This is a genomic window from Halosegnis sp., assembly GCF_042216475.1.
Classification (GTDB): Archaea; Halobacteriota; Halobacteria; order Halobacteriales; family Haloarculaceae; genus Halosegnis.
Map to the genome: position 1 here is coordinate 1 of NZ_JBDGTV010000003.1, position 19,937 is coordinate 19,937.

17 protein-coding genes are annotated in these 19,937 nt (G+C 65.5%); 10 read left to right on the forward strand and 7 right to left on the reverse strand.

All coding sequences use genetic code 11. The annotated features are described in order from the left end of the window. The coding region (locus tag ABEJ63_RS00880; RefSeq protein ID WP_375794450.1) for a zinc ribbon domain-containing protein at positions 1 to 335 on the forward strand (335 nt) is incomplete at its 5' end. 196 nt (positions 336 to 531) lie between these two features. Here the strand turns inward: ABEJ63_RS00880 and ABEJ63_RS00885 are convergent. Further along, on the reverse strand, positions 532 to 1,875 hold the full coding sequence (locus ABEJ63_RS00885) for an alkaline phosphatase family protein (RefSeq protein WP_375794451.1): 1,344 nt from the start codon (positions 1,873 to 1,875) through the stop codon (positions 532 to 534). A 95-nt stretch (positions 1,876 to 1,970) separates the two neighbouring features. Then, on the reverse strand, positions 1,971 to 2,093 hold the full coding sequence (locus ABEJ63_RS00890) for a hypothetical protein (RefSeq protein WP_375794452.1): 123 nt from the start codon (positions 2,091 to 2,093) through the stop codon (positions 1,971 to 1,973). A gap of 191 nt (positions 2,094 to 2,284) precedes the next feature. On the opposite strand from ABEJ63_RS00890, the gene ABEJ63_RS00895 reads away from it, so the two are divergent. Next, positions 2,285 to 2,881: a hypothetical protein gene (locus ABEJ63_RS00895; protein WP_375794453.1), complete on the forward strand. Its 597-nt coding sequence runs from the start codon at positions 2,285 to 2,287 to the stop codon at positions 2,879 to 2,881. 5 nt (positions 2,882 to 2,886) lie between these two features. Here the strand turns inward: ABEJ63_RS00895 and gatB are convergent, their stop codons facing one another. Then, the gene (gene gatB / locus ABEJ63_RS00900; RefSeq protein ID WP_375794454.1) at positions 2,887 to 4,365 is read right to left on the reverse strand and encodes an Asp-tRNA(Asn)/Glu-tRNA(Gln) amidotransferase subunit GatB; all 1,479 of its coding nucleotides are present in this window, start codon (positions 4,363 to 4,365) and stop codon (positions 2,887 to 2,889) included. Between the two features lie 437 nt (positions 4,366 to 4,802). On the opposite strand from gatB, the gene ABEJ63_RS00905 reads away from it, so the two are divergent. The 3 genes from ABEJ63_RS00905 to ABEJ63_RS00915 are packed head-to-tail and all read left to right on the forward strand — an operon-like array spanning position 4,803 to position 9,643. Continuing rightward, positions 4,803 to 5,123, forward strand: a complete 321-nt coding sequence (locus ABEJ63_RS00905) for a hypothetical protein (protein ID WP_375794455.1) — start codon at positions 4,803 to 4,805, stop codon at positions 5,121 to 5,123. A gap of 24 nt (positions 5,124 to 5,147) precedes the next feature. Further along, a complete protein-coding gene (gene smc / locus ABEJ63_RS00910) occupies positions 5,148 to 8,723 on the forward strand; it encodes a chromosome segregation protein SMC (RefSeq protein ID WP_375794456.1) in 3,576 nt (1,191 codons plus the stop codon). A 2-nt stretch (positions 8,724 to 8,725) separates the two neighbouring features. Continuing rightward, positions 8,726 to 9,643 carry a segregation/condensation protein A gene (locus ABEJ63_RS00915; protein ID WP_375794457.1) on the forward strand — a complete coding sequence of 306 codons (918 nt, stop codon included), beginning with the start codon at positions 8,726 to 8,728 and terminating at the stop codon, positions 9,641 to 9,643. A gap of 10 nt (positions 9,644 to 9,653) precedes the next feature. Here ABEJ63_RS00915 and ABEJ63_RS00920 read toward each other — a convergent pair whose 3' ends face one another. Genes ABEJ63_RS00920 through ABEJ63_RS00930 form a run of 3 tightly spaced genes read right to left on the reverse strand, consistent with a single transcriptional unit; the run spans position 9,654 to position 12,147 of the window. Next, on the reverse strand, positions 9,654 to 10,532 hold the full coding sequence (locus ABEJ63_RS00920; protein WP_375794458.1) for a halocarboxylic acid dehydrogenase DehI family protein: 879 nt from the start codon (positions 10,530 to 10,532) through the stop codon (positions 9,654 to 9,656). Between the two features lie 37 nt (positions 10,533 to 10,569). Then, entirely contained in the window at positions 10,570 to 11,421 is an 852-nt protein-coding gene (gene mtnP / locus ABEJ63_RS00925) for an S-methyl-5'-thioadenosine phosphorylase (protein ID WP_375794459.1), read from the reverse strand. A 36-nt stretch (positions 11,422 to 11,457) separates the two neighbouring features. Then, complete coding sequence (locus tag ABEJ63_RS00930) at positions 11,458 to 12,147, reverse strand: phosphoribosyltransferase (RefSeq protein WP_375794460.1); 690 nt, start codon at positions 12,145 to 12,147, stop codon at positions 11,458 to 11,460. Between the two features lie 80 nt (positions 12,148 to 12,227). On the opposite strand from ABEJ63_RS00930, the gene ABEJ63_RS00935 reads away from it, so the two are divergent. The 4 genes from ABEJ63_RS00935 to ABEJ63_RS00950 all read left to right on the forward strand — a co-directional run bounded on the left by ABEJ63_RS00935 (position 12,228) and on the right by ABEJ63_RS00950 (position 16,565). Beyond that, a complete protein-coding gene (locus ABEJ63_RS00935) occupies positions 12,228 to 12,707 on the forward strand; it encodes a nucleoside deaminase (RefSeq protein WP_375794461.1) in 480 nt (159 codons plus the stop codon). 42 nt (positions 12,708 to 12,749) lie between these two features. Continuing rightward, on the forward strand, positions 12,750 to 13,658 hold the full coding sequence (locus tag ABEJ63_RS00940) for a PhzF family phenazine biosynthesis protein (RefSeq protein ID WP_375794462.1): 909 nt from the start codon (positions 12,750 to 12,752) through the stop codon (positions 13,656 to 13,658). 94 nt (positions 13,659 to 13,752) lie between these two features. Further along, a complete protein-coding gene (gene ppsA, locus ABEJ63_RS00945; protein ID WP_375794463.1) occupies positions 13,753 to 16,023 on the forward strand; it encodes a phosphoenolpyruvate synthase in 2,271 nt (756 codons plus the stop codon). 44 nt (positions 16,024 to 16,067) lie between these two features. Beyond that, a complete protein-coding gene (locus ABEJ63_RS00950) occupies positions 16,068 to 16,565 on the forward strand; it encodes an NYN domain-containing protein (RefSeq protein WP_375794464.1) in 498 nt (165 codons plus the stop codon). Positions 16,566 to 16,759: 194 nt separating this feature from the next. Here the strand turns inward: ABEJ63_RS00950 and purB are convergent, their stop codons facing one another. After that, positions 16,760 to 18,130, reverse strand: coding sequence for an adenylosuccinate lyase (purB, locus tag ABEJ63_RS00955; protein WP_375794465.1), 1,371 nt, complete (start codon positions 18,128 to 18,130; stop codon positions 16,760 to 16,762). A gap of 167 nt (positions 18,131 to 18,297) precedes the next feature. Between purB and purH the strand changes: the two genes are divergently transcribed. Further along, entirely contained in the window at positions 18,298 to 19,890 is a 1,593-nt protein-coding gene (gene purH, locus ABEJ63_RS00960; RefSeq protein ID WP_375794466.1) for a bifunctional phosphoribosylaminoimidazolecarboxamide formyltransferase/IMP cyclohydrolase, read from the forward strand. The last annotated feature ends 47 nt before the right edge of the window (positions 19,891 to 19,937 follow it).

The following is a 19,937-nucleotide window of genomic DNA, read 5'->3' on the forward strand; positions in this document are numbered from 1 at the left end:
AGGAGTACGGCATCACGGTCGAAGTCGAGTCAGAAGCGTACACGACGGCGGAGTGTCCCGTCTGTGGCGAGCGGGAGAGTACAGAACGAGACGGCGACGTGGTCCGATGTTCGTGTGGCTACGGGGGCCACGCCGACCTCGACGCGTCTCAGACGTTCCTCGAACGGCAGGCTGGCGAAGGCGCAGTGAGGTCGATGGCACGGCCCGTGCGCCTCACGTGGGACGACCACACCTGGTCGGAGTTATCACGCTCTCCCGAAAGGGCCAGTCCCAACGAGGAGCGCACAAACCGGAGTACCGGCGATGGGAACCTTGCCTCTGTGGGGACGGCGTAGCCACCATCCCCACCGGAGGAATCCCACCCCTTCAGGGGTGGGAGGATGTCAAGGGAGACGCCCCGTCCGCTCTGGGCGAAGACACCACGCGTCGGATCGCCCCGACGGACGGAGAAGATGGCTGTGTGGTAGAATATCTTATGGCCAACCGCCGACTCCCGATGATCGACGGCAGCCGTCGGAGGACGGTAGCCGGTTAGACCAGCGAGGCGCCGTCAAACTCACCGCGGTCAGCATCGACATCCAGCAGGTCCAGCAATGTCGGCGCGATATCGAACAGGTCGACATCGTCAACGCGGGCGCGGTCGTCATCAACGAACAGACAGGCATTCTCGAAGGAGTGCATCCCGTTGCGCGGACCAGTGTCGAACACCTCGTCGTGGCCCTTGAACCCGGCCTTCAGATCATAGCCGTGCGTCGGGATGATGGTCAGGTCAGGCGCGATGTCGTCGTGAGGGCCGCGGTAGGCCTCTTCCTTGGTGACGATTCGCTGAGCGATCGGCTCGCCGGTCGGCCCTTCCAGCGCTTCCAGTTCCGCCTGCAGGTCGTCACGCACCGACTCATACTCGTCCTGCGGGACGCTGCCCCGCGGCTCGCGGCCCTCGAGGTTGAGGTAGACACGGCCAGGAATGAGCGAGTAGGCGCGAGCGTCTTCGCTGATGTCCGTCAGCGCATCGTGGTCGTCCGTCCGGTAGTCGAGCCACCCCTGCTCCTCAAGCCACGCGTTGAGGTGGACTTCGTACTGCTGGGTGGTGAAGCCGTGGTCGCTGGCGACGACCATCGTCACGTCCTCGGGCAGCTGTTCACGCAACTGACCGAGGTACGCGTCGACCTGCTCGTAGAACTCAAGGAAGGTTTCCTTGTTAGGGCCGTCCTGCTCGTAATCGCCGAACAGGAAGTGGTTGACCCGGTCAGTGGTCATGAAGACGCCGAAGAAGAGATCCCAGTCGTCCTGGCCGACGTAGTGCGAGAAGGCCTCGTAGCGCCGCTCAAGCGTCTCGTAGGCGTTTTCGACGAACTCCGTCTTGTCGGCCTTGTGGCCAAGCTTCGCGTTCGTGTCGATACGGTAGCCTGATGACTGGAGGTGGTCGCGCAGGTCGTCCGGGTAGGCGGCCTTCTCGACGCCCGGCGAAAGGAACCCCGACACCATTCGCTGGACATCCCGCTGTGGCGGGAACGTGACGGGGACATTCATCACCGTCGCGTCCCGGCCAGCGTCAGTAACGCGGTCCCAGATGCGGGTGGCCTGGACGTCACGCCCCATCGGGACGTATGTGTCGTAGCTGCCGTTCTCGCGGTCCTGGAAGCCGTAGACGCCAGTACTACCGGGGTTGACACCCGTGGTAAGCGCCGGCCAGCAGGCAGACGATTCCGGCGGGACAATCGAATCGATGGCGCCGCCGGCCCCCTCGTCGGCGAGTGCGGTCAGGTTGGGGAATCGGTCGGGATTGTCGGCAATAAGGCTGTACGGCACACCGTCAATGCCAAAGAAGGCAACCCGCGGGCCATCGCCACCGCGGATACGGTCGAAGAGTCCCATACCACCGGTCTACTCCACAGTCACAAGAACCTTCTTTTCATCATAAACGCGGCCGGCTGTCATCGGCAGAGAGGTAATAGGCGACCGAGGTGCTGCTACTCGCCGCGGGTCCGGTCGGCATCTCCTTCGGATTCGTCGTCGGTCGGGTCTGGCTCGAAGTTCGCCGGCACGACGGTGGGGTGGTCGATACCGAATCCGGAGCGCTCGCTGGTAGCCATACACGGGTTACTAAAACCTCCCGACGGATAACCCCATCCATAATCATGATAAATTCGACGCAGTCGTGCCATTCGTCAGGTGCATATCCGGCGCCGCGGGCGCACGGTTTCGGCTCCAGTCACTGTTGCCGACAGCCACGACAGCCGCCACCAACCGCGGGGCTCTTGACCGCTGCTCCCGTGAGCCCAGTATGGAGGAGCGTACGGTCCGGCGGCTTCAGTTCGTCGCCGTCCAGTTCGTCGGCGCCGTCGCAGTCATCCACTTCGCCGTCGGGTCCGAGCAGTTGGCGAGCATTGTTTCCAACGGTCTGCTCGACGAATATCTCGGCGGGCGCATGCTCGAGCGGCCACGACCCGTCCTGTTTGTCGGCTCGTCACTGGCTATCCTCGCTGGGCTACTTGTTGCAGGCCGGGGCCGACTGGAGCGGCGGACCGCCTACCGGCTCGGCATCGCCGCGATGGCCACGTACCTCGTGGGCTGGATTGCGTGGCACACCGTCCTCGACCACGGGTTCGCGCTCGCAGGCGGGCCCGCTCCTGGCACCGGTGAGGAACACAGCCACGGAGGGCTCGGTGCTACGCTCTACTCACACTACGTCGCGCCGCTGCTGGCGACCATCGGCGCGGCCGGAGCGGAGGGCGGCTCCGCACGGACGCTGCTCGGCGTCGTCTCCGTGACCCTCGAGCTGGCAGCAGCGGCACTACTGGTCGTCCTGTTACGTGTCGACCCCGAGGTCGCCCGCGACCGTGCCGACGCCGGTCTAAGCGTCGACGCACCCGAGCGATAGTCAGGTTAGCCGTCCAACTCCGCACGCAGCCGCTCGTTGACTGCGCCGGGGTCGGCCGACCCGCCCGTCGCCTGCATCACCTGGCCGACGAGGAAATTAAGCGCGCCGTCCTCGCCGGCCTCGTAATCGGCGACCGCCTCGGGATTCGCCTCGATAGCCTCTTGGACAGCTGCCTGTACCGCATCATCGTCGGTCTTGCCGAGTCCCTCTTGCTCAACGATCTCGTCGGGCGCGAGCCCGTCGTCGAGCATCCGGCGGAGCACCACCTCTTCGGCGTTCTTCGTCGTGATCTCGTCGGCATCCACGAGTTCGATGAGCCGCGTGAACTCCCCCAGCCGATCGTCGACGTCTGTCACCGCCATGTCCCGGTAGTTGAGTTCGCCCAGCAGGTTGTCCGCCACCCACGTCGCCGCGAGATCGGCGTCGAACTCCGCGGCGACGTCCTCGAAGAAATCGGCCACTTGCTTGGTCGAAGTGAGTTTCGCCGCCGCCTCTGCGCTTAGTCCGTACTCCGTACGGAACCGCTCGCGACGGGCGTCCGGCAACTCCGGAATATCGATCCGATCGCGCCAGTCGGCCACCCGTAACGGTGGCAAGTCAGCCTCAGGGAAGTAACGGTAGTCTTTCTCCGCCTCCTTCGAGCGCATCGAGACGGTGATGCCGCGGGACTCGTCCCAGTGGCGAGTCTCCTGCTCAACCTCGCGACCGCGCCGGAGGGCGTTCTTCTGGCGGGTCTCCTCGTAGGCAAGCGCCTGCTCGGCGCCTTTGTGCGAGGAGATATTCTTCACCTCCGTCCGGTTGGCCGTCGCGAGGGCCGTCTCGCGATCTTCTGCGAGCGCCTCCGCATCCACTATCGACAGGTTTGCGTCCACACGCAGCGAGCCGTCCCGACCAGCGTCGAACACGCCCAGATACTCTAGCACCTCTTCGAGCTTCGCGAGGAAGGCCCGCACCTCGCCGGCGCCGCGGAATTCCGGGTCGGTAACAATCTCCATCAGTGGCGTCCCGGCGCGGTTGTAGTCGACGAGAGTATAATCGGCAGTATCGATGCTGCCGCCGGCGTGCTGGAGACTGCCGGGGTCCTCCTCAAGATGGGCCCGCCGGATGGTAACCGTCCGTTCCTCGTCGTCCACCCGGAAGGCGAGTTCGCCGTCCGCACAGATGGGCGCGTCGTACTGTGTAATCTGGAAATTCTTCGGCAGGTCAGGGTAATAGTAATTCTTCCGATGGAACCGCGTTTCTGTGGGCACGTCGGCATCGATAGCCTTCCCCACCTTCACTGCGGCTTCCACGGCCGCCTCATTCAACACCGGAAGCGCGCCGGGGAGCCCGAGACACGTCGGACAGGTCCGCGAGTTGGGCGGCTCGTCCTCGGCGGCATCGGTCGGACAGCCACAGAATATCTTCGTCTCCGTCTCAAGCTGGACGTGGACCTCCAGCCCGATGACGGCCGTCAGGTCCCGCTCGGCGGTCTGGGCGGTCATTAGCTATACGGTTCGGTGCCGCCGGCTTTAGCCTGACGGACCTACGGCTGGGTGTGTGGTCGTCTGCAGGGCAGCACACCGCCACGAACCGCTCAACTACAGTCTGATCGGCCGTGTGGAGACTCCTAACCATAGCGTCCGCAGCAAATCAATCAAGCGCCATTGTCGTCGCGATAGTGAGAACGGTCCAAGTTGGACCGCCACTCGACGGACAGTCGAGGAAACGCCGGTCCCCATTCCGGCGCAGAGCGCCGTTCCGACGGCGCGCAGCGTCACCACGACGCTGTACGAAGACAGAGGTGACCCGGACGTATATACTCGCGGTGACGTTCTCACAACCTGAGAACGCTAGTACAACCGGCCGCCGGCAGCGATATATCAGTCGTCATGTCAATGTCTGACGCAGGTTTAAGCCCATGGAGTGTGGCGGTGGAGACATGACAGGTAACCGTGTGGAGGAGCTGGAGCGGACCGTCGCCGAACTCGAGGCCACAGTCTCGGGACTGACTGACGAGCTCGTGGAGACAAAAGAGCGGCTCCGGCTCATCGAGGACCACTTCGGGCCCGAACTGGACGACATTATTGCGGGGACGGCAAACCGTGCTCCCGAGCGGCCCGCTGACGACCCCCCGACCGAGGCTGGCGAGACACCGGCCGCCGACGGCGGGGAGACGGCCACAGCGGCCGACGGGACTAAGCCGGAGGAGCAGGAAGCCGACGACGATACCGCCGGGTCCGACGACATTATCGTCGCCTGATCCGGGGCCGCCACGAGCGCCCCCATGTACATCAAAGAGCTCGTCCTAGACGATTTCAAGAGTTTCGGCCGGAAGACGCGAATCCCCTTCTACGAGGACTTCACCACCATCAGCGGCCCGAACGGCTCAGGGAAGTCGAACATCATCGACTCTGTCCTGTTCGCGCTCGGGCTGGCGCGCACGTCCGGCATCCGCGCGGAGAAGCTGACCGACCTCATCTTCGACCCAAGCGGGGAAGACGCCGACGGCTTCAGAGGGGAGCGAGAGGCGTCCGTCGAGGTAGTGCTCGACAACGCCGACCGAACACTGACCCGCGATCAGGTTGTCTCAGCGGCCGGAAGCGAGGACGTTGGCGACGTCGACGAGATTCGCGTTCGCCGCCGAGTGAAACAGACCGACGAAGACACCTACTACTCCTACTACTATCTTAACGACCGCGCGGTGAACCTCTCGGACATCCAGGACCTACTGGCGGCCGCCGGCGTCACCCCAGAAGGGTACAATGTCGTCATGCAGGGTGATGTCACGGAGATTATCACGATGACGCCGCAGGCCCGTCGGGGCATCATCGACGAGATTGCTGGTGTCGCGGAGTTCGACGCCAAGAAGGCGGACGCCTTCGAGGAGCTGGAGACGGTCCAGGAACGTATCGACGAGGCGGCCCTGCGGATCGAAGAGAAACAGGAGCGGCTCAACCAGCTCGCGGATGAGCGGGAGACGGCCCTTGAGTACGAACAGCTGCGCGAGGAAAAAGACGAGTACGAAGGGTACCTGAAAGCTGCCGAACTCGAAGACAAACGCGAGGCGCTGGCAGAGACCCGCGAGGAGATCGACGAACGGGAGACGGCGCTCGAAGAACTGCGGAGCGAACTCGACGAGCGACGCGGCCGAGTCACTCGCCTTGAGGAGGATCTCGCAGATCTCAACCACGAAATCGAGCGAAAGGGCGAGGACGAACAGCTGGCGATCAAACGCGAGATCGAGGAGCTGAAAGGCGAAATCAATCGGTTCGAGGACCGAATCGCCACCCAGGAAGAGCGCATCGAGGAGGCAGAAAGCGAGCGGAGCCAGGCGTTCGTCCAGATCGACCGCAAGCAGGAGACAGTCGACGAACTAGAGACGGACATCCGCGAACGCAAGGTTCAGAAGGCGTCGTTGAAGGCCGACAAGGAGGAGAAACAGACAGAACTCGACTCGGTCGAGGCGGAGATTGCCGACCTCGACACGGCCTACGAGGAACTGCGGGCGGAGATTGACGAGCGCCGCGAGCGCGTCGAAGAGCTGCGCGACGAGCGCAACGAACTCCAGCGTGAGCAAGACCGGCTACTCGATGAGGCGCGGCGCCGCTCCTCACAGAAGCGAGAACTCGAGAACGATATCGAGACCGCCGAGGCACAGATTCCTGAAATCGAGGCCGAGCGGGCCGACCTCGAGACGGAACTCGAGAAAGCGGAGGCAAACCTCGAGACCATCTCCGAGGTGGTCGCGGACCTGAAGACTGAGCGGTCGGAGCTGAAAGCCGAACTCGAGGAGCTGGAGGACGAGATCGCGGCCAAACAGCAGGAGTACGCTGAGCTTGAGGCACGGGCTGGCGAGTCAGGCGACTCCTCGTTCGGGCGTGCGGTGTCGACGGTGCTGAACGGCGACATTGACGGGGTCCACGGCGCGGTCGCACAGCTTGGGTCGGTGTCACCGGAGTATGCCGAAGCGTGCGAGACGGCCGCCGGCGGCCGGATGGCAAACGTCGTCGTGGATGACGACGGCGTCGGCCAGCGGTGTATCGAGTACCTCAAACAGCGGAACGCAGGTCGAGCGACATTCCTCCCGATGACGGAAATGCACGCGCGGTCGCTGCCCGCGCTCCCTTCGGCCCCCGGCGTTGTCGACTTTGCGTACAACCTCGTCGACTTCGACCCGGAGTACGCAGAGGTGTTCTCCTACGTACTGGGAGACACGCTCGTCGTCGAAGACACGGAGACGGCACGCGAGCTGATGGGCGACTTCCGGCTCGTCACGCTCGATGGTGACCTCGTCGAGAAGAGCGGCGCGATGACCGGCGGCTCTACGTCCGGCTCGCGGTACTCCTTCGAGAAGGGCGGCGAGGGCCAGCTCAAGCGGATGGCGGAGCGCATCCAGCGGCTCGAGGACGACCGCGCGAGCCTGCGCGAAGAGATTGACGACGTTGACGAGCGGCTGGCAGACGCCCGCGAGCGGAAGAGTGACGCCGCCGAGAAGGTGCGCGACATCGAGGCGGCAATCGATCGCAAGGACGACGAACTGGCGGATATGCAGGCGGACATCGAGGAGCTGGAGGCCGAAATCGAGGAGCTGGAGGCCGAACGCGAGGAGACGGATGCCGAAATGGAGACGCTGGAGGCGGAGATCGCCGAGACGGACGAGGCGATTGCAGAGCTGGAGGCCGAAATCGAGGAGCTCCAAGCAGAGCTGGAGGACAGCGAGGTGAAGGCACTCAACGAGGAGGCCGAGCGCATCCGCGAGGAAATCGCCAAACTCGACGAGCGGATGGACGACCTCGACGGGGAGCTGAACGAGCTCGCCCTCGAGAAGGAATACGCCGAGGACGCCATCGAGGAACTGCATGATACTATCGAGACGGCTCAGAACCGGAAGGCCAACGCCGAGGAGACGGTTGCGGAGCTGGAGGCCGAAATCGAGGATCGGGAGGCGGCCCTCGAGACGAAACGCGAGGCGGTCGCCGAACTCGAGGAGGAGCTGACCGAACTGAAGGAGGACCGCGAGCGACTCCGCGAGACGGTCCGCGAGGCGAAGGAGAAGCGGGACGCCCAGCAGAGCCGCGTGGCCGACGCCGAGGCAGAGCTCAAGGAGTTGCACGATCAGGCCGAGCGACTCGAGTGGGAAGTCGAGGAACTCGAATCAGCGGTCGGCGACTACGAGGCCGAGGAGATCCCCGACCTCGCCAGTGTGAAAGGCCAGATCACGAAGCTGGAAAACCAGATGGCCGAGCTCGAGCCGGTGAACATGCTGGCTATCGAGGAGTACGACGAGGTGGCCGCAGACCTCGAAACGCTGGAGGAGCGGCGCGATACGCTGCAAGCAGAGGCGGACGGCATCCGCGAGCGCATCGACGAGTACGAGGCGAACAAGAAAGCGACGTTCATGGACGCGTTCGAGGGGATCAACGAGGAGTTCCGCGACATCTTCGCGCGCCTCTCCGACGGGACTGGCGAGCTCGTCCTTGAGGACGAGACGGACCCGTTCGATGGCGGACTGACAATGAAGGCACGGCCGGCGGACAAGCCGGTCCAGCGGCTCGACGCAATGAGCGGCGGCGAGAAGTCGCTGACCGCACTCGCCTTCATCTTCGCCATCCAGCGCTACAATCCCGCCCCCTTCTACGCGCTCGACGAGGTGGATGCCTTCCTCGACGCCGCAAACGCCGAGATGGTCGGCGAGATGGTCGACGACCTGGCAGGCGATGCGCAGTTTGTCGTCGTCTCTCACCGGTCGGCGCTGCTCGAACGGTCTGAGCGGGCCATTGGTGTCACGATGGGTGAAGATAATATCTCCGCGGTAACGGGCATCGATCTCAGCGGTCAAGGGGTGCCCGCCGACGACTGACCATGAGCGACGACGATATCCCACTCGACATCGCAGGCCACGAGCCACAAGCGGACCGCGGGGAGCCGGCAGAGTCAGGCGAGAGCGTCCTCTCGGCGGTAGACATCGAGGAGACGCCCGACGAGCAAGGCGAGCAGGTCGAGCCGGTGGAGCTGCTTGTCCAGCTCGCCAAAGACGGGGAAATCGAGCCGTGGGACATCGACATCGTGCGCGTGACCGAGCGCTTCCTCGACCGACTGGACGACGCCGACCTCCGGGCGGGCGGGCGGGCGCTGTTCTACGCATCGGTGTTGTTGCGGATGAAGTCCGACGCGATGCTTGAAGAAGACGACCCTGAGCCGGCCGAAGAGCCCGACCCCGAGCCGTGGGATGTACCCGACGAGCACGACCACGACCCGTTTGCGGCTCTCGAACGGGAGATGGACCGCCGGCTCGAGCGGAAACACGCCCGCGGGACGCCACAGACGCTGGACGAACTGGTGCGTGAACTCCGCGAGCGGGAGCGGGAGACGACCTGGAAAGAGTCGCGGACGTACGACACCTCGGACTCGCCGGGCAGCTATGCGCGCGGGACACAGACGCTCGACTACCGGACAGGCGATGATGTGCGGATGGACGACGAGCCGCGCGAGGCGGACGCGCTCGGGCGTACCCACGATGAGCACATGGAAGAAATCATCAATGACGTCTATCTCGCCTGCCAACGCCAGTATGAGCAAGGCCGCGATGAGGTGCTATACGCGGAGATTGTCGACGCCGGTGGCTCCCGAGTCGACACGTTCCTCGGGCTGTTGTTCCTCGCGAACCGCGGCCAGGTACGGCTCGAGCAGGATGAGCTGTTCGGCGACCTGTGGGTGCGGGACCCGGCCGCGGTCAGTGACGGGACCGAGGCGGTGGCAGACGGCGGCACCACAGAGTGACCCGTACCCCTCAGGGGAACGAGAGTGCGTCCCGCTCACCAGCCGCGCCGACCGTGTCGGCGTAGGCGACGAGCGTCGGCAGCACATCCCCGGCGTTCTCGGTGAAACCGGCGAAGTGGTCTGCCAGCGCGTCGACAGCCTCGGCCTCGAAGCCAGCTGCTTGCAGCTGCTCGGGCCGGAGCGCGGGAGCCGTCGGGAGTCCACGGACGAACGCATCGACAAGCGCGGCCGCCTCGTCGGTCGCGGCTCCGTACGCTGTGCTGGTGAACGACGGCTCCAGCCGTGTCCACAGTGCGTCGAAGACGGCGGGCCACTGGGCGAGACACCGGTGGATGCTCGGCAGCATCGCGCCGAGGTCGTGGTAGTCGCTGACGGCCGCGACCGCCTCGGGCGCGCGCTCGGCGGCCTCGTCCATCCCGGCAAGCGTAACCGGACGGCCACGGTCGGCGTCAAGCCACGCCGGCATCGGGGCGGTCGCCGCTCGATCCTCGCCGGGAGTACTCGCCACATCGCCGCCGTTCAACAGTCGGTCACAGGTCTCAAAGGCGACGGCTAGCCGCGGGGCAACGATGTCGAACGTCGCGAGTTGCCCGCGTAGTTCCGTCACCTCGGCAGGGGCCGCTTCCAGCGCAGCGGGGTCGAGTTCGTCCGCATCAAGCCCCGAACAGACGGTATCGCGGTAGGCGACCGAGAAGGCGCCGAACCGGCGTGTCTCGAAGACGGGCTTGAGCTGGTGCCAGACGTGCCGGAACAGCGCCGGCTCGTGAGCCATCGCCACCCGCCAGACGGAGTTGACCAGTGGCGCACGCAGCGTCCGCTCGATGTCGTCGTACGTGCCGGCGCGCCAGCCGGTCGCCTCGTGAGCAAGCAGTTGGATGGTGGGGTCCATACAGGTGGCTGCGAGCCGGTCGGGTTAACTCCCGGGGTCAGAGGTAGTCCTCAACCAGCAGGGCAACCCGCTCGCGGATGTCGGCGGGAATCGCGGTCGTTGGCGTGTTGATAGCTCCCTCGACAGCAGTCGCACAGTCACAGGCTCGCTCGGCAGGCATCGTCTCGATTGCCCGCTGGACCGCTGCCTTGATCCCCGTCTCATTGTCAGCGGCGTTCTCCAGCACCTGCTTAAGCGTCACCTCGCTGTCCTGCTTCCAGACATCGTAGTCGGTGACACCGGCGATAGTTGCATAACAGAGTTCGGCCTCGCGGGCGAGCTTCGCCTCTGGTATCGCGGTCATCCCGACGATATCGAAACCTGAGGCGCGGAACTGCTCGGACTCCGCGCGAGTGGAGTACTGTGGCCCCTCGATGCAGACGTACGTGCCGTCTGCCGCGACGGCAGCGTCGGCGGCCTCGCGTGCCGACTCGGCAAGATGGTCGGTCAGGTGGGGACAATACGGCTCCGCGAACGGCGTATGGACGACGATACCCTCGTCGAAGAAGGTGTACGTCCGGTTGCGCGTCCGGTCAAAAATCTGGTCCGGGACAACGAGTGTGCGGGGCGGCAGGTCCTCGCGCAGCGAGCCGACGGCATTCGACGCGAGCACGCGGTCGACGCCGAGCGCCTTTAGCGCGTAGATATTCGCGCGGTAGGGCGCGTTCGTCGGCGAAAACTGGTGGTCGCGGCCGTGCCGGGGGAGGAAGGCAACCTCGGTGCCGTCTGGCATCTGCCCGACAGTGACCGGCGCAGCCGGGTCGCCGTACGGCGTCGTCATGTCTCGGTCGCGGGTGTCGGCAAGCGGGAGCGCGTCGTAGATACCGGAACCGCCGATGAAGCCGAGCATGCGCACGGGTCGGAGCCGGACGCTAAAGTAGGTGACCTACGCCAGCTGCCACTCGCCGCGCCCCGCCGGCTCGATGACCTCACGCCGCTCCATCTCTGCGAGCACCTCGCCGAGCCGGCCGGGCTGAGCAATCTCCATCTCGATACGCTTGATGTCGTGTGCGTCTGCGAGCCCGGCGCGAATCTCCGCGCGGGTAAACGAGCCGCCCTGTCGCTCCATTACCCCCTCGACGAGCTCGATCATGTCCTCGATGAAGTTCCAGGGATAGACAACCCACGTCCACTCATCGAGCTCTTCGCCGACGTAGTCGGGCTCGAACTCGCTGGTGCCGAGCAGCTGGAGCGTGGCCGTCCGCACCTCGCCGGCATCCCGGTCGCGGACGTACTCGTGGGCGCGGCTGATGCTGCCGCCGGTGTCGGCGATGTCGTCGATGACGAGCACGTCCTTGCCGTCGACGCTTCCCTCCGGCATCGGATACCGGACGGTGGGATCGCCCGTCTTCTCGGCAGTCCCGACGTAGTGTTCCATCTTCAGGCTCGTCAGATCGTCCAGTCCCAGGAAGTCGCAGAGACACCGGCCTGCGAACCAGCCGCCACGCGCCAGTGCTACCACCACATCCGGCTTGAACTCGGCCGCCTTCACCTGGGTAGAGACCGTCCGACACAGGTCATAGATATACTCCCAGTTGGTAATCGTGCAGTCGAAGTCCTCGGGGAGGTCGCTCATACGTCGGGCTGTGGTCCGGGTCGGGTTAAAGCATGTCAGTCGACCCGGGACGTTTTGCCGGCGGCGCCCCACGCTCGGCCGTGACCACGTCCATCGACGCCCTCAACCACGAGCAGTACATGGAACGGGCACTGACACTGGCCCGCGAAGCCGGCGACCGGGGCGACGAACCGTTCGGCTCGCTGCTCGTCCACGCCGAGGACGGGGAGATACTGATGGAGGAACGGAACGCCGTCAACACGGCCGACGACATCCGCCGCCATCCGGAGTTAACGCTCGCACAGCGGGCCGCACACGAGTTTGACGCGGCGACGCGCCATGAGACGGTGCTGTACACGAGTACGGAGCCGTGTGCGATGTGTACCGGCGGTATCTACATCGCCGAACTCGGCGGTGTCGTCTACTCGGTGTCGGCCGAACGGGCGGGCGAGCTCACAGGCGGAGACTTCGTCGTCCCCTCCGCGACACTGTTCGAGCGTGGCCGCCGCGACGTCCCCGTCCGTGGGCCGGTGCTTGGGGAGGCCGGCGAACAGGTCCACCGCGACTGCTGGCCGTACTGACGGCGGCGACACGCTTTCGGCCCCGGTCGCCGTGAGCCGGGTATGGACGAACGCCGCGCACTCCTCGTCGACGCGTTCACTGCCGACCCGCTCGCGGGCAACGCCGCCGGGGTCGTCCCCGAGGCAGCCGGCCTGACCGACGCCCAGATGCAGGCGATTGCCCGGGAGCTGAACGCCTCCGAGACAGCCTTCCTCCGCCCCGACGAGACGGCCGACCGCCGGATACGCTACTTCACCCCCACACAGGAGGTCGACCTGTGTGGCCACGCCACCATCGCGAGTCATGCGCTGCTGGCGACCGAAGGACTCGCCGAGGGGACACACACGCTGGCGACGAACGTCGGGACCCTCGATATCGAGGTGGACGGTGAGACGGTGTGGATGCGCCAAAATCCCCCAGAGGTGCGCGAAGTCGATGTCGGCTACGACCGGGTCGCCGAGGCGCTTGGCATCGAGGAGACGGGGCTGTCGGGGCTGGGCGCGGACCTGCCGCTGGCGCGGGCGAGCACCGGGTTACCGTTCCTGATGGTCCCCGTCGAGTATCTCTCTGACCTGAGTGGAATAGACACCGACGGCGACGCGGTGGTCGACCTCGCGGCCGAGTTCGACTGTACAGGCGTGTACGCGTTCACCTTCGACACCCTCGGATCGGAGTCGACGTTGCACGCGCGGATGTTTGCGCCCGGTGCGGGCGTTCCCGAAGATCCCGTGACAGGGACCGCATCGGGTGCGTGTGGTGCCTATCTCGACCGGTTCGGCGCGTTTGACCCGACGCCCGCAGAGATGCGGTTCGAGCAGGGCCACTTCCTGGACCGACCAGGACTGGTGCACGTGGAGGCGAGCCGGGCGATGACCGACGGAGAGATCCGTGTCGGTGGGACGGCAGCGGTGGCGCTTGATGGGACCGTGCGGGTACCCGCGGACGACGGCGAAGAGATACTCGAGGCGTAACACTGTTGATTCTCACTCGGAGCCGAGTACCCTCGAGACGTACGCGTTCCAACATTCGAACCACCTAAGACGCCCCCGATGGAAGCTGTCGCTAATGACACAGCGTTCGGAGCGTCCGGTGCTCTGGCTGGATGAGATCGGGTCGGACGACCTCGGACTCGTCGGTGGCAAGGGGGCATCGCTGGGCGAGATGACCGGCGCCGGCCTCCCCGTCCCGCCGGGGTTCGTCGTCACGGCCCGGAGCTACCGGACGTTCATCGAGGATACCGGCATCGCCGAGGAGCTGTTCGAGGCAGTCGATGTCGATCCCGACGACTCGGCGGCGCTGGCAGAGGCAGAACAGCGGGCCGAGGAGCTGATTCTCGGGACGGAGATGCCCGAGGAGATGCGCAGCGACATCGTCGACGCGTACGCCAACCTCGACGACGGTGACGCGTTCGTCGCCGTCCGATCGTCGGCCACCGCGGAGGACCTGCCGGACGCCTCTTTCGCCGGGCAGCAGGAGACGTTCCTCAACGTGCAGGGAGACGACCTCGTTCAGCGCGTGAAAGAGTGCTGGGCGTCGCTGTTCACCCAGCGAGCCATCTACTACCGCGGCGAACAGGGATTCGACCACCGGCGCGTCGATATCGCGGTGGTCGTCCAGCGGATGGTCGACGCCGAGAAATCTGGCGTCATGTTCACGTCCCACCCATCGACCGGCGAGCCGAAAATCATCATCGAGGCGGCGTGGGGACTCGGCGAAGCGGTCGTCTCCGGCTCCGTCTCGCCGGATAACTACGTCGTCGACCGCGAAACGGGCGAGACGCTCGAGCGGACGGTCGCCGACAAGAAGCTCATGATGGAGAAGGACGCCGAGACGGGCGAAACCATCGAGCGAGAGGTGCCCGATGAGCGCCGCACCGCCCCAGTGCTCGACGACACGGAGATCGGCCGGCTGGTCGAACTCGGTCGGCGCGCAGAGGACCACTACGAAGAGCCACAGGATGTCGAATGGGCGATTGTCGATGGCGAGGTATACATGCTCCAGTCGCGGCCCATTACTACCATCGCGGAGTCGGCGGCCGCGACGGCTGCCTCCGACGGCGGTGACGGCGACGTACTCGTCGATGGGCTCGGCGCCTCGCCAGGCATCGCCGCCGGCCCAGTCCGCATTGTCCGGAAGCTCGACCAACTGGACAAGGTTAGCGAGGGGGACATCATCGTCACGGAGATGACGACTCCAGATATGGTACCTGCGATGAAGCGCGCGTCGGGGATTGTCACCGACGAGGGCGGGATGACCTCCCACGCAGCCATTGTCTCACGGGAGCTGGGCGTGCCGGCCGTCGTCGGCGCAGGCACCGCGACGGAGACGCTGGCCGACGACCAGCCTGTCACCATCGATGGCGACAAGGGGACCGTCGTCGCTGGCGTCGAAGAGGCCGACGAGGAGGGCGACGACCACGAAGATGTCCGCCCGCAGAACCCCGTCAAGCCGATGACAGCGACAGAAGTGAAGGTGAACGTCTCCATTCCGGAGGCAGCCCACCGCGCGGCCCAGACGGGCGCCGACGGGGTCGGGCTGCTCCGCATGGAGCACATGATTCTCTCGACGAACAAGACCCCCGAACGATACATCGCCGACCACGGCGAGGAGGCGTACGTCGACCAGCTGGTCGATGGGGTCCGCGGCGTTGCCGACGAGTTCTACCCGCGGCCGGTCCGCGTCCGTACGCTCGACGCGCCGACCGATGAGTTCCGCCAACTGGAGGGTGGAAGCGACGAGCCACACGAGCACAACCCGATGCTCGGCTACCGCGGTATCCGCCGCTCGCTCGATCGGCCGGACGTGTTCGCGCACGAACTGGAAGCGTTCCGCCGGCTGTTCGAGCTGGGATACGACAACGTCGAGGTGATGTTCCCGCTGGTGAACGATGCCGAAGACGTCCGGCAAGCGCGTGACCTGATGGCGGAGGCTGGTATCGACCCCGAGGTTCGCGACTGGGGTGTGATGATCGAGACGCCCGCTTCCGCGCTCACCGTCGAGTCGATGTGCGAGGCGGGCATCGACTTCGCCTCCTTCGGGACGAACGACCTCACCCAGTACACGCTGGCGGTTGACCGCAACAACGAGCATGTCGCCGACCGATTCGACGAACTCCATCCCGCGGTGTTGTCGCTTATCGGCGACGTCATCGAGACGTGCCGCGAGCACGATGTCGCCACGAGCATCTGTGGGCAGGCTGGCTCCAAGCCGGAGATGGTCCAGTTCCTCGTCAACGAGGGCGCTACCTCCATCTCCGCGAACATCGATGCTGTACGGGATGTCCAACACGAGGTCAAGCGCGTTGAGCAGAAACTGATTCTCGACTCCGTCCGGTAGCCGGCGAGCGATACCCTTTCCCCGGCGGCCGAGAGAGCGCTAGTATGCCGCCGCTCCACGGGAGCCAGCGGGTCGCCGTGCTGGCCGACTCGCAGAACCTCTATCACTCCGCGCACAGCCGCTTCTCTCGCAACATCGACTACACGGCCCTGCTGAACAACGCCGTCCGCGATCGTGAACTCGTGCGGGCAATTGCGTATGTCATCCGGGCAGACTCTCCCAACGAAGAGGACTTCTTCGAAGCCATCGAGGATATCGGCTTCGAGACGAAAATCAAGGATATCAAGACGTTCGCCGACGGCTCGAAGAAGGCCGACTGGGACGTGGGCATCTCGCTCGACGCAGTGACACTCGGCGAACACGTCGACGTGGTAGCGCTCTGCTCGGGCGATGGTGATTTTTCGCGGCTCTGCTCGCATCTCCGCCACCAGGGCGTCCGCGTCGAAGTGTTCGGCTTCGAGGGGTCGACTGCCGAGGAGCTCATCGATGCCGCCGACTCTTTCGTCGATATGAGCGCCGAACAGGAGCGGTTCCTCCTGTAGTGGGAGGACGCCGTGGCGACCACCGGAGACTGGTACGTCCCGGGGGGTCGCCGTATCACGGCGTTCGGGGTCGCCGCCGCGAGCGATTGGCGCGTCACCCTCACGCCAGGCTGGTCGTGGCCATCACTGGGTTGCTGCTGGCGGTCAGGAGTGGCCAGTTCGCACCGGGCGGGCGGGACACCTGGCGCCGGTGCTCACAGGTCGTCGACCAGCTCACTCGCGATGCCCGTGTAGCTAGCGGGCGTCAGCGCGTGTAGCTCCTCACGCACCGACTCGTCCACCTCGAGGTCGTCGAATAGCTCACGGAAGTCCGCGAGCGTCACGCGCTGGCCGCGCGTAAGCGCCTTCACTCGCTCGTAGGCGTCCTCGTGGCCCTCGCGCCGCAGGATGGTCTGGACGGCCTCGCCGATGACCTCCGGGTTCGCGGCGAGATCCTCGCGCATCACCTGCTCGTTCGGGGTTACCTTCGCGAGCCCAGCGGCAGTCTTCTCGTAGCCGATAAGCGCGTGAGCCAGCGCCGAGCCGATGTTCCGCTTCACCGTCGAGTCCGAAAGATCACGCTGGAGCCGGGAGGTGGTGACGTACTCGCCGAGGAACACCAAATCCGAGTTCGCCTTCGAGAGGTTCCCCTCGCTGTTCTCGAAGTCGATTGGATTCACCTTGTGCGGCATCGTCGAGGAACCCGTCTCGCCAGCGGTCGTCTCTTGGCCGAGATAGCGCTGTGAGACATACAGCCAGATATCCCGGTCCAAATCGAGAAGGACGTTATTGGCATTGCGGACGGCGTCGAACAGCGTCTGGAGGTCGTCACACGGGTTCACCTGTGTGGAGAGCGGCTGGTGGTTTAGGCCGAGCGAGGCAACGAACGTCCGCGAGAACGCCCGCCAGTCGACATCGGGGTAGGCGGCGGTGTGGGCGGCGTACGTACCGGATGCGCCGGCGAGCTTCCCGGCAAGCCCCTCGTGCGCCCGCTCGAGGGCTCCCAGCGCACGGCCGAGCCGGGCGGCGTAGACAGCCATCTCCTTGCCGAACGTCGTTGGGGTGGCCGGCTGGCCATGGGTGCGCGCGAGCATCGCCACGTCGCGGTGGGTACGGGCCATCTCAGTGAGCGTGTCTCGCAGGTCGCGCAGCCGGGGAACGAGCACGTCTGCGACGGCCCCACCGAGGAGCAGTCGCTGGGCGAGGTTGTTCACATCTTCGCTGGTGAGCCCGAAGTGGACAAGCGGGCGAGCCGACTCCGGAACAGCCTCGCGCACGAAGTACTCGACGGCCTTCACATCGTGATTGGTGGCGTCGTACCCCTTCCAGCCGTCTGTCTCGATCTGTTTGATTGTCGCAGCATCGTCAGCGTCGAACGACTCCACACGCTCACGGAGCCGGTCCCGAGTTGCGGAATCGAGGTCGGGCGTTGCCGCGAGGTCTGCGAGCGCGAGCAGATACTCCGTCTCGACGCGGACGCGAGCGCGGATGAGGGCGGCCTCGCTGGCGTACTCGACGAGCGGCGCCGTGTAGCGGGCATACCGGCCGTCAAGCGGCGAGACGGCCTCCAGCGCAGAGCGGTCCATACCCCTGTTCCCGCCACGGGCGGCAAAGGTATGTCGGTCCGAAAGCACACGGGCGTGTATAGTCGCCGGGCCACGGGCGAGCTATCGGCCCGTATCTACCCACGAACGCGCACAGCCACCGGGGGCGGACCGCAACTACTTTGCGCTGGCCGGGCCGGCTTCCGTATATGCGAGTTGCCGGACTGGCGTCGAACCGCGGGCGAAACCTCCTCCACATCGCCGATACGGTCGACGCCGCCGAGTTCGCGGTCGTGCTGTCGAACCAGGAGGGCGCGCCCGTGCTATCGGGTGCTGCCGAGCGCGCTATTCCCACCGAGGTGGCCGTCCGCGCGGACGGCGAGAGCCGCGAGGCCCACGAAGAACGGGTGCTTGAGGCACTCGACGGCTACGAGTTCGACCTGCTGTTGCTCGACGGCTATATGCGCGTGCTAACCGGCGACTTCCTCGATGCGGTGCCGACGGCGCTGAACGTTCACCCGTCGCTGCTGCCGGCCTTCCCCGGAACTGACGCCCACGAGCAGGTACTTGAGGCGGGTGTGAGCGTCACCGGCTGCACGGTCCACGTCGTCGATGAGACGGTCGACGGCGGCCCTATCGTCACCCAAGAGCCCATCCCCGTCTTTGAAGACGACGACGCGGCCTCGCTCAAGGAGCGTGTGCTCCACGAGGGGGAGTTCAAAGCGTATCCGCGTGCAGTGCGGTGGTTTGCCGCCGACCGCGTCACCGTCACAGATGGCGAGGTGACCGTCGAGGGCGACGATGGTGGCGAGTTCCCTGCCCGTCGGGTCACCGCCGAAGAGTTCGCCGCGGACCTCCGATACGGCGAGAATCCACACCAGGACGCCGCCCTCTACGCCGACCGCGGCTGTACAGAGGCAAACGTCGTCACGGCGCCCCAACTGAATCCCGGCGCGAAGGACCTCTCGTACAACAACTACAATGATGCCGACGCGGCCCTCGATTTGGTTAAGGAATTCGCGGAGCCGGCGGCGGCGGTCATCAAGCATACCAACCCCGCGGGCTGTGCAACGGCTGCCACGCTCGCAGACGCCTATGCGGATGCGCTTGCGACCGACCCGATGAGTGCGTTTGGCGGTATCGTCGCGCTCAACCGTGACTGTGACGCCGCGACCGCGGAGCGGGTCGTCGAATCGTTCAAAGAGGTGGTCGTCGCGCCCGACTACACAGATGCAGCACTGGACGTGCTCACCGACGAGGAGAACCTTCGTGTGCTGGCGGTCGGCGAGGCCGGCTTCCGCGGGGCGGGCACGGACGACAGCATCGAGCGGCTGACGGAGAAGCCGCTTGTCGGCGGCCGGCTGGTCCAGGAGCGTGACCTCTGGGCCCCCGACCGCGCAGACCTGGAGGTGGTGACAGAGCGGGCACCGACCGACGAAGAATTCGAGACGATGCTGTTCGCGTGGCGCGTGCTCAAACACGTGAAATCGAACGCAATCCTCTTCGCAGACGGAACGGAGACCGTCGGTGTTGGGATGGGCCAGGTGTCTCGGGTCGACGCCGTCCGGCTGGCAGCGATGAAAGCCGACGAACACGCCGAAGGAAAGTCTGCCGAGGGCGCGGTGATGGCCTCGGACGCCTTCTTCCCGTTCCCGGACGGTATCGAGGAGGCCGCCGAGGCAGGCGTGCGCGCCGTCATCCAGCCGGGGGGCAGCGTCAACGACGAGGATGTCATCGCGGCCGCCGACGACCACGACATGGCGATGGCCTTCACCGGCAGCCGGACGTTCCGGCACGATTAGTCGTCGGGCTGGCCAGTAGCCTTTCTACGCTCGCGGCGCGTGATATC

Bases quoted from the DNA above. Each gene is read 5' to 3' on its own strand.
- ABEJ63_RS00885 (WP_375794451.1), bottom strand. From the start codon at position 1,875: ATGGGACTCTTCGACCGTATCCGCGGTGGCGATGGCCCGCGGGTTGCC.
- ABEJ63_RS00890 (WP_375794452.1), bottom strand. From the start codon at position 2,093: ATGGCTACCAGCGAGCGCTCCGGATTCGGTATCGACCACCCCACCGTC.
- ABEJ63_RS00895 (WP_375794453.1), top strand. From the start codon at position 2,285: ATGGAGGAGCGTACGGTCCGGCGGCTTCAGTTCGTCGCCGTCCAGTTC.
- gatB (WP_375794454.1), bottom strand. From the start codon at position 4,365: ATGACCGCCCAGACCGCCGAGCGGGACCTGACGGCCGTCATCGGGCTG.
- ABEJ63_RS00905 (WP_375794455.1), top strand. From the start codon at position 4,803: ATGACAGGTAACCGTGTGGAGGAGCTGGAGCGGACCGTCGCCGAACTC.
- smc (WP_375794456.1), top strand. From the start codon at position 5,148: ATGTACATCAAAGAGCTCGTCCTAGACGATTTCAAGAGTTTCGGCCGG.
- ABEJ63_RS00915 (WP_375794457.1), top strand. From the start codon at position 8,726: ATGAGCGACGACGATATCCCACTCGACATCGCAGGCCACGAGCCACAA.
- ABEJ63_RS00920 (WP_375794458.1), bottom strand. From the start codon at position 10,532: ATGGACCCCACCATCCAACTGCTTGCTCACGAGGCGACCGGCTGGCGC.
- mtnP (WP_375794459.1), bottom strand. From the start codon at position 11,421: ATGCTCGGCTTCATCGGCGGTTCCGGTATCTACGACGCGCTCCCGCTT.
- ABEJ63_RS00930 (WP_375794460.1), bottom strand. From the start codon at position 12,147: ATGAGCGACCTCCCCGAGGACTTCGACTGCACGATTACCAACTGGGAG.
- ABEJ63_RS00940 (WP_375794462.1), top strand. From the start codon at position 12,750: ATGGACGAACGCCGCGCACTCCTCGTCGACGCGTTCACTGCCGACCCG.
- ppsA (WP_375794463.1), top strand. From the start codon at position 13,753: ATGACACAGCGTTCGGAGCGTCCGGTGCTCTGGCTGGATGAGATCGGG.
- ABEJ63_RS00950 (WP_375794464.1), top strand. From the start codon at position 16,068: ATGCCGCCGCTCCACGGGAGCCAGCGGGTCGCCGTGCTGGCCGACTCG.
- purB (WP_375794465.1), bottom strand. From the start codon at position 18,130: ATGGACCGCTCTGCGCTGGAGGCCGTCTCGCCGCTTGACGGCCGGTAT.
- purH (WP_375794466.1), top strand. From the start codon at position 18,298: ATGCGAGTTGCCGGACTGGCGTCGAACCGCGGGCGAAACCTCCTCCAC.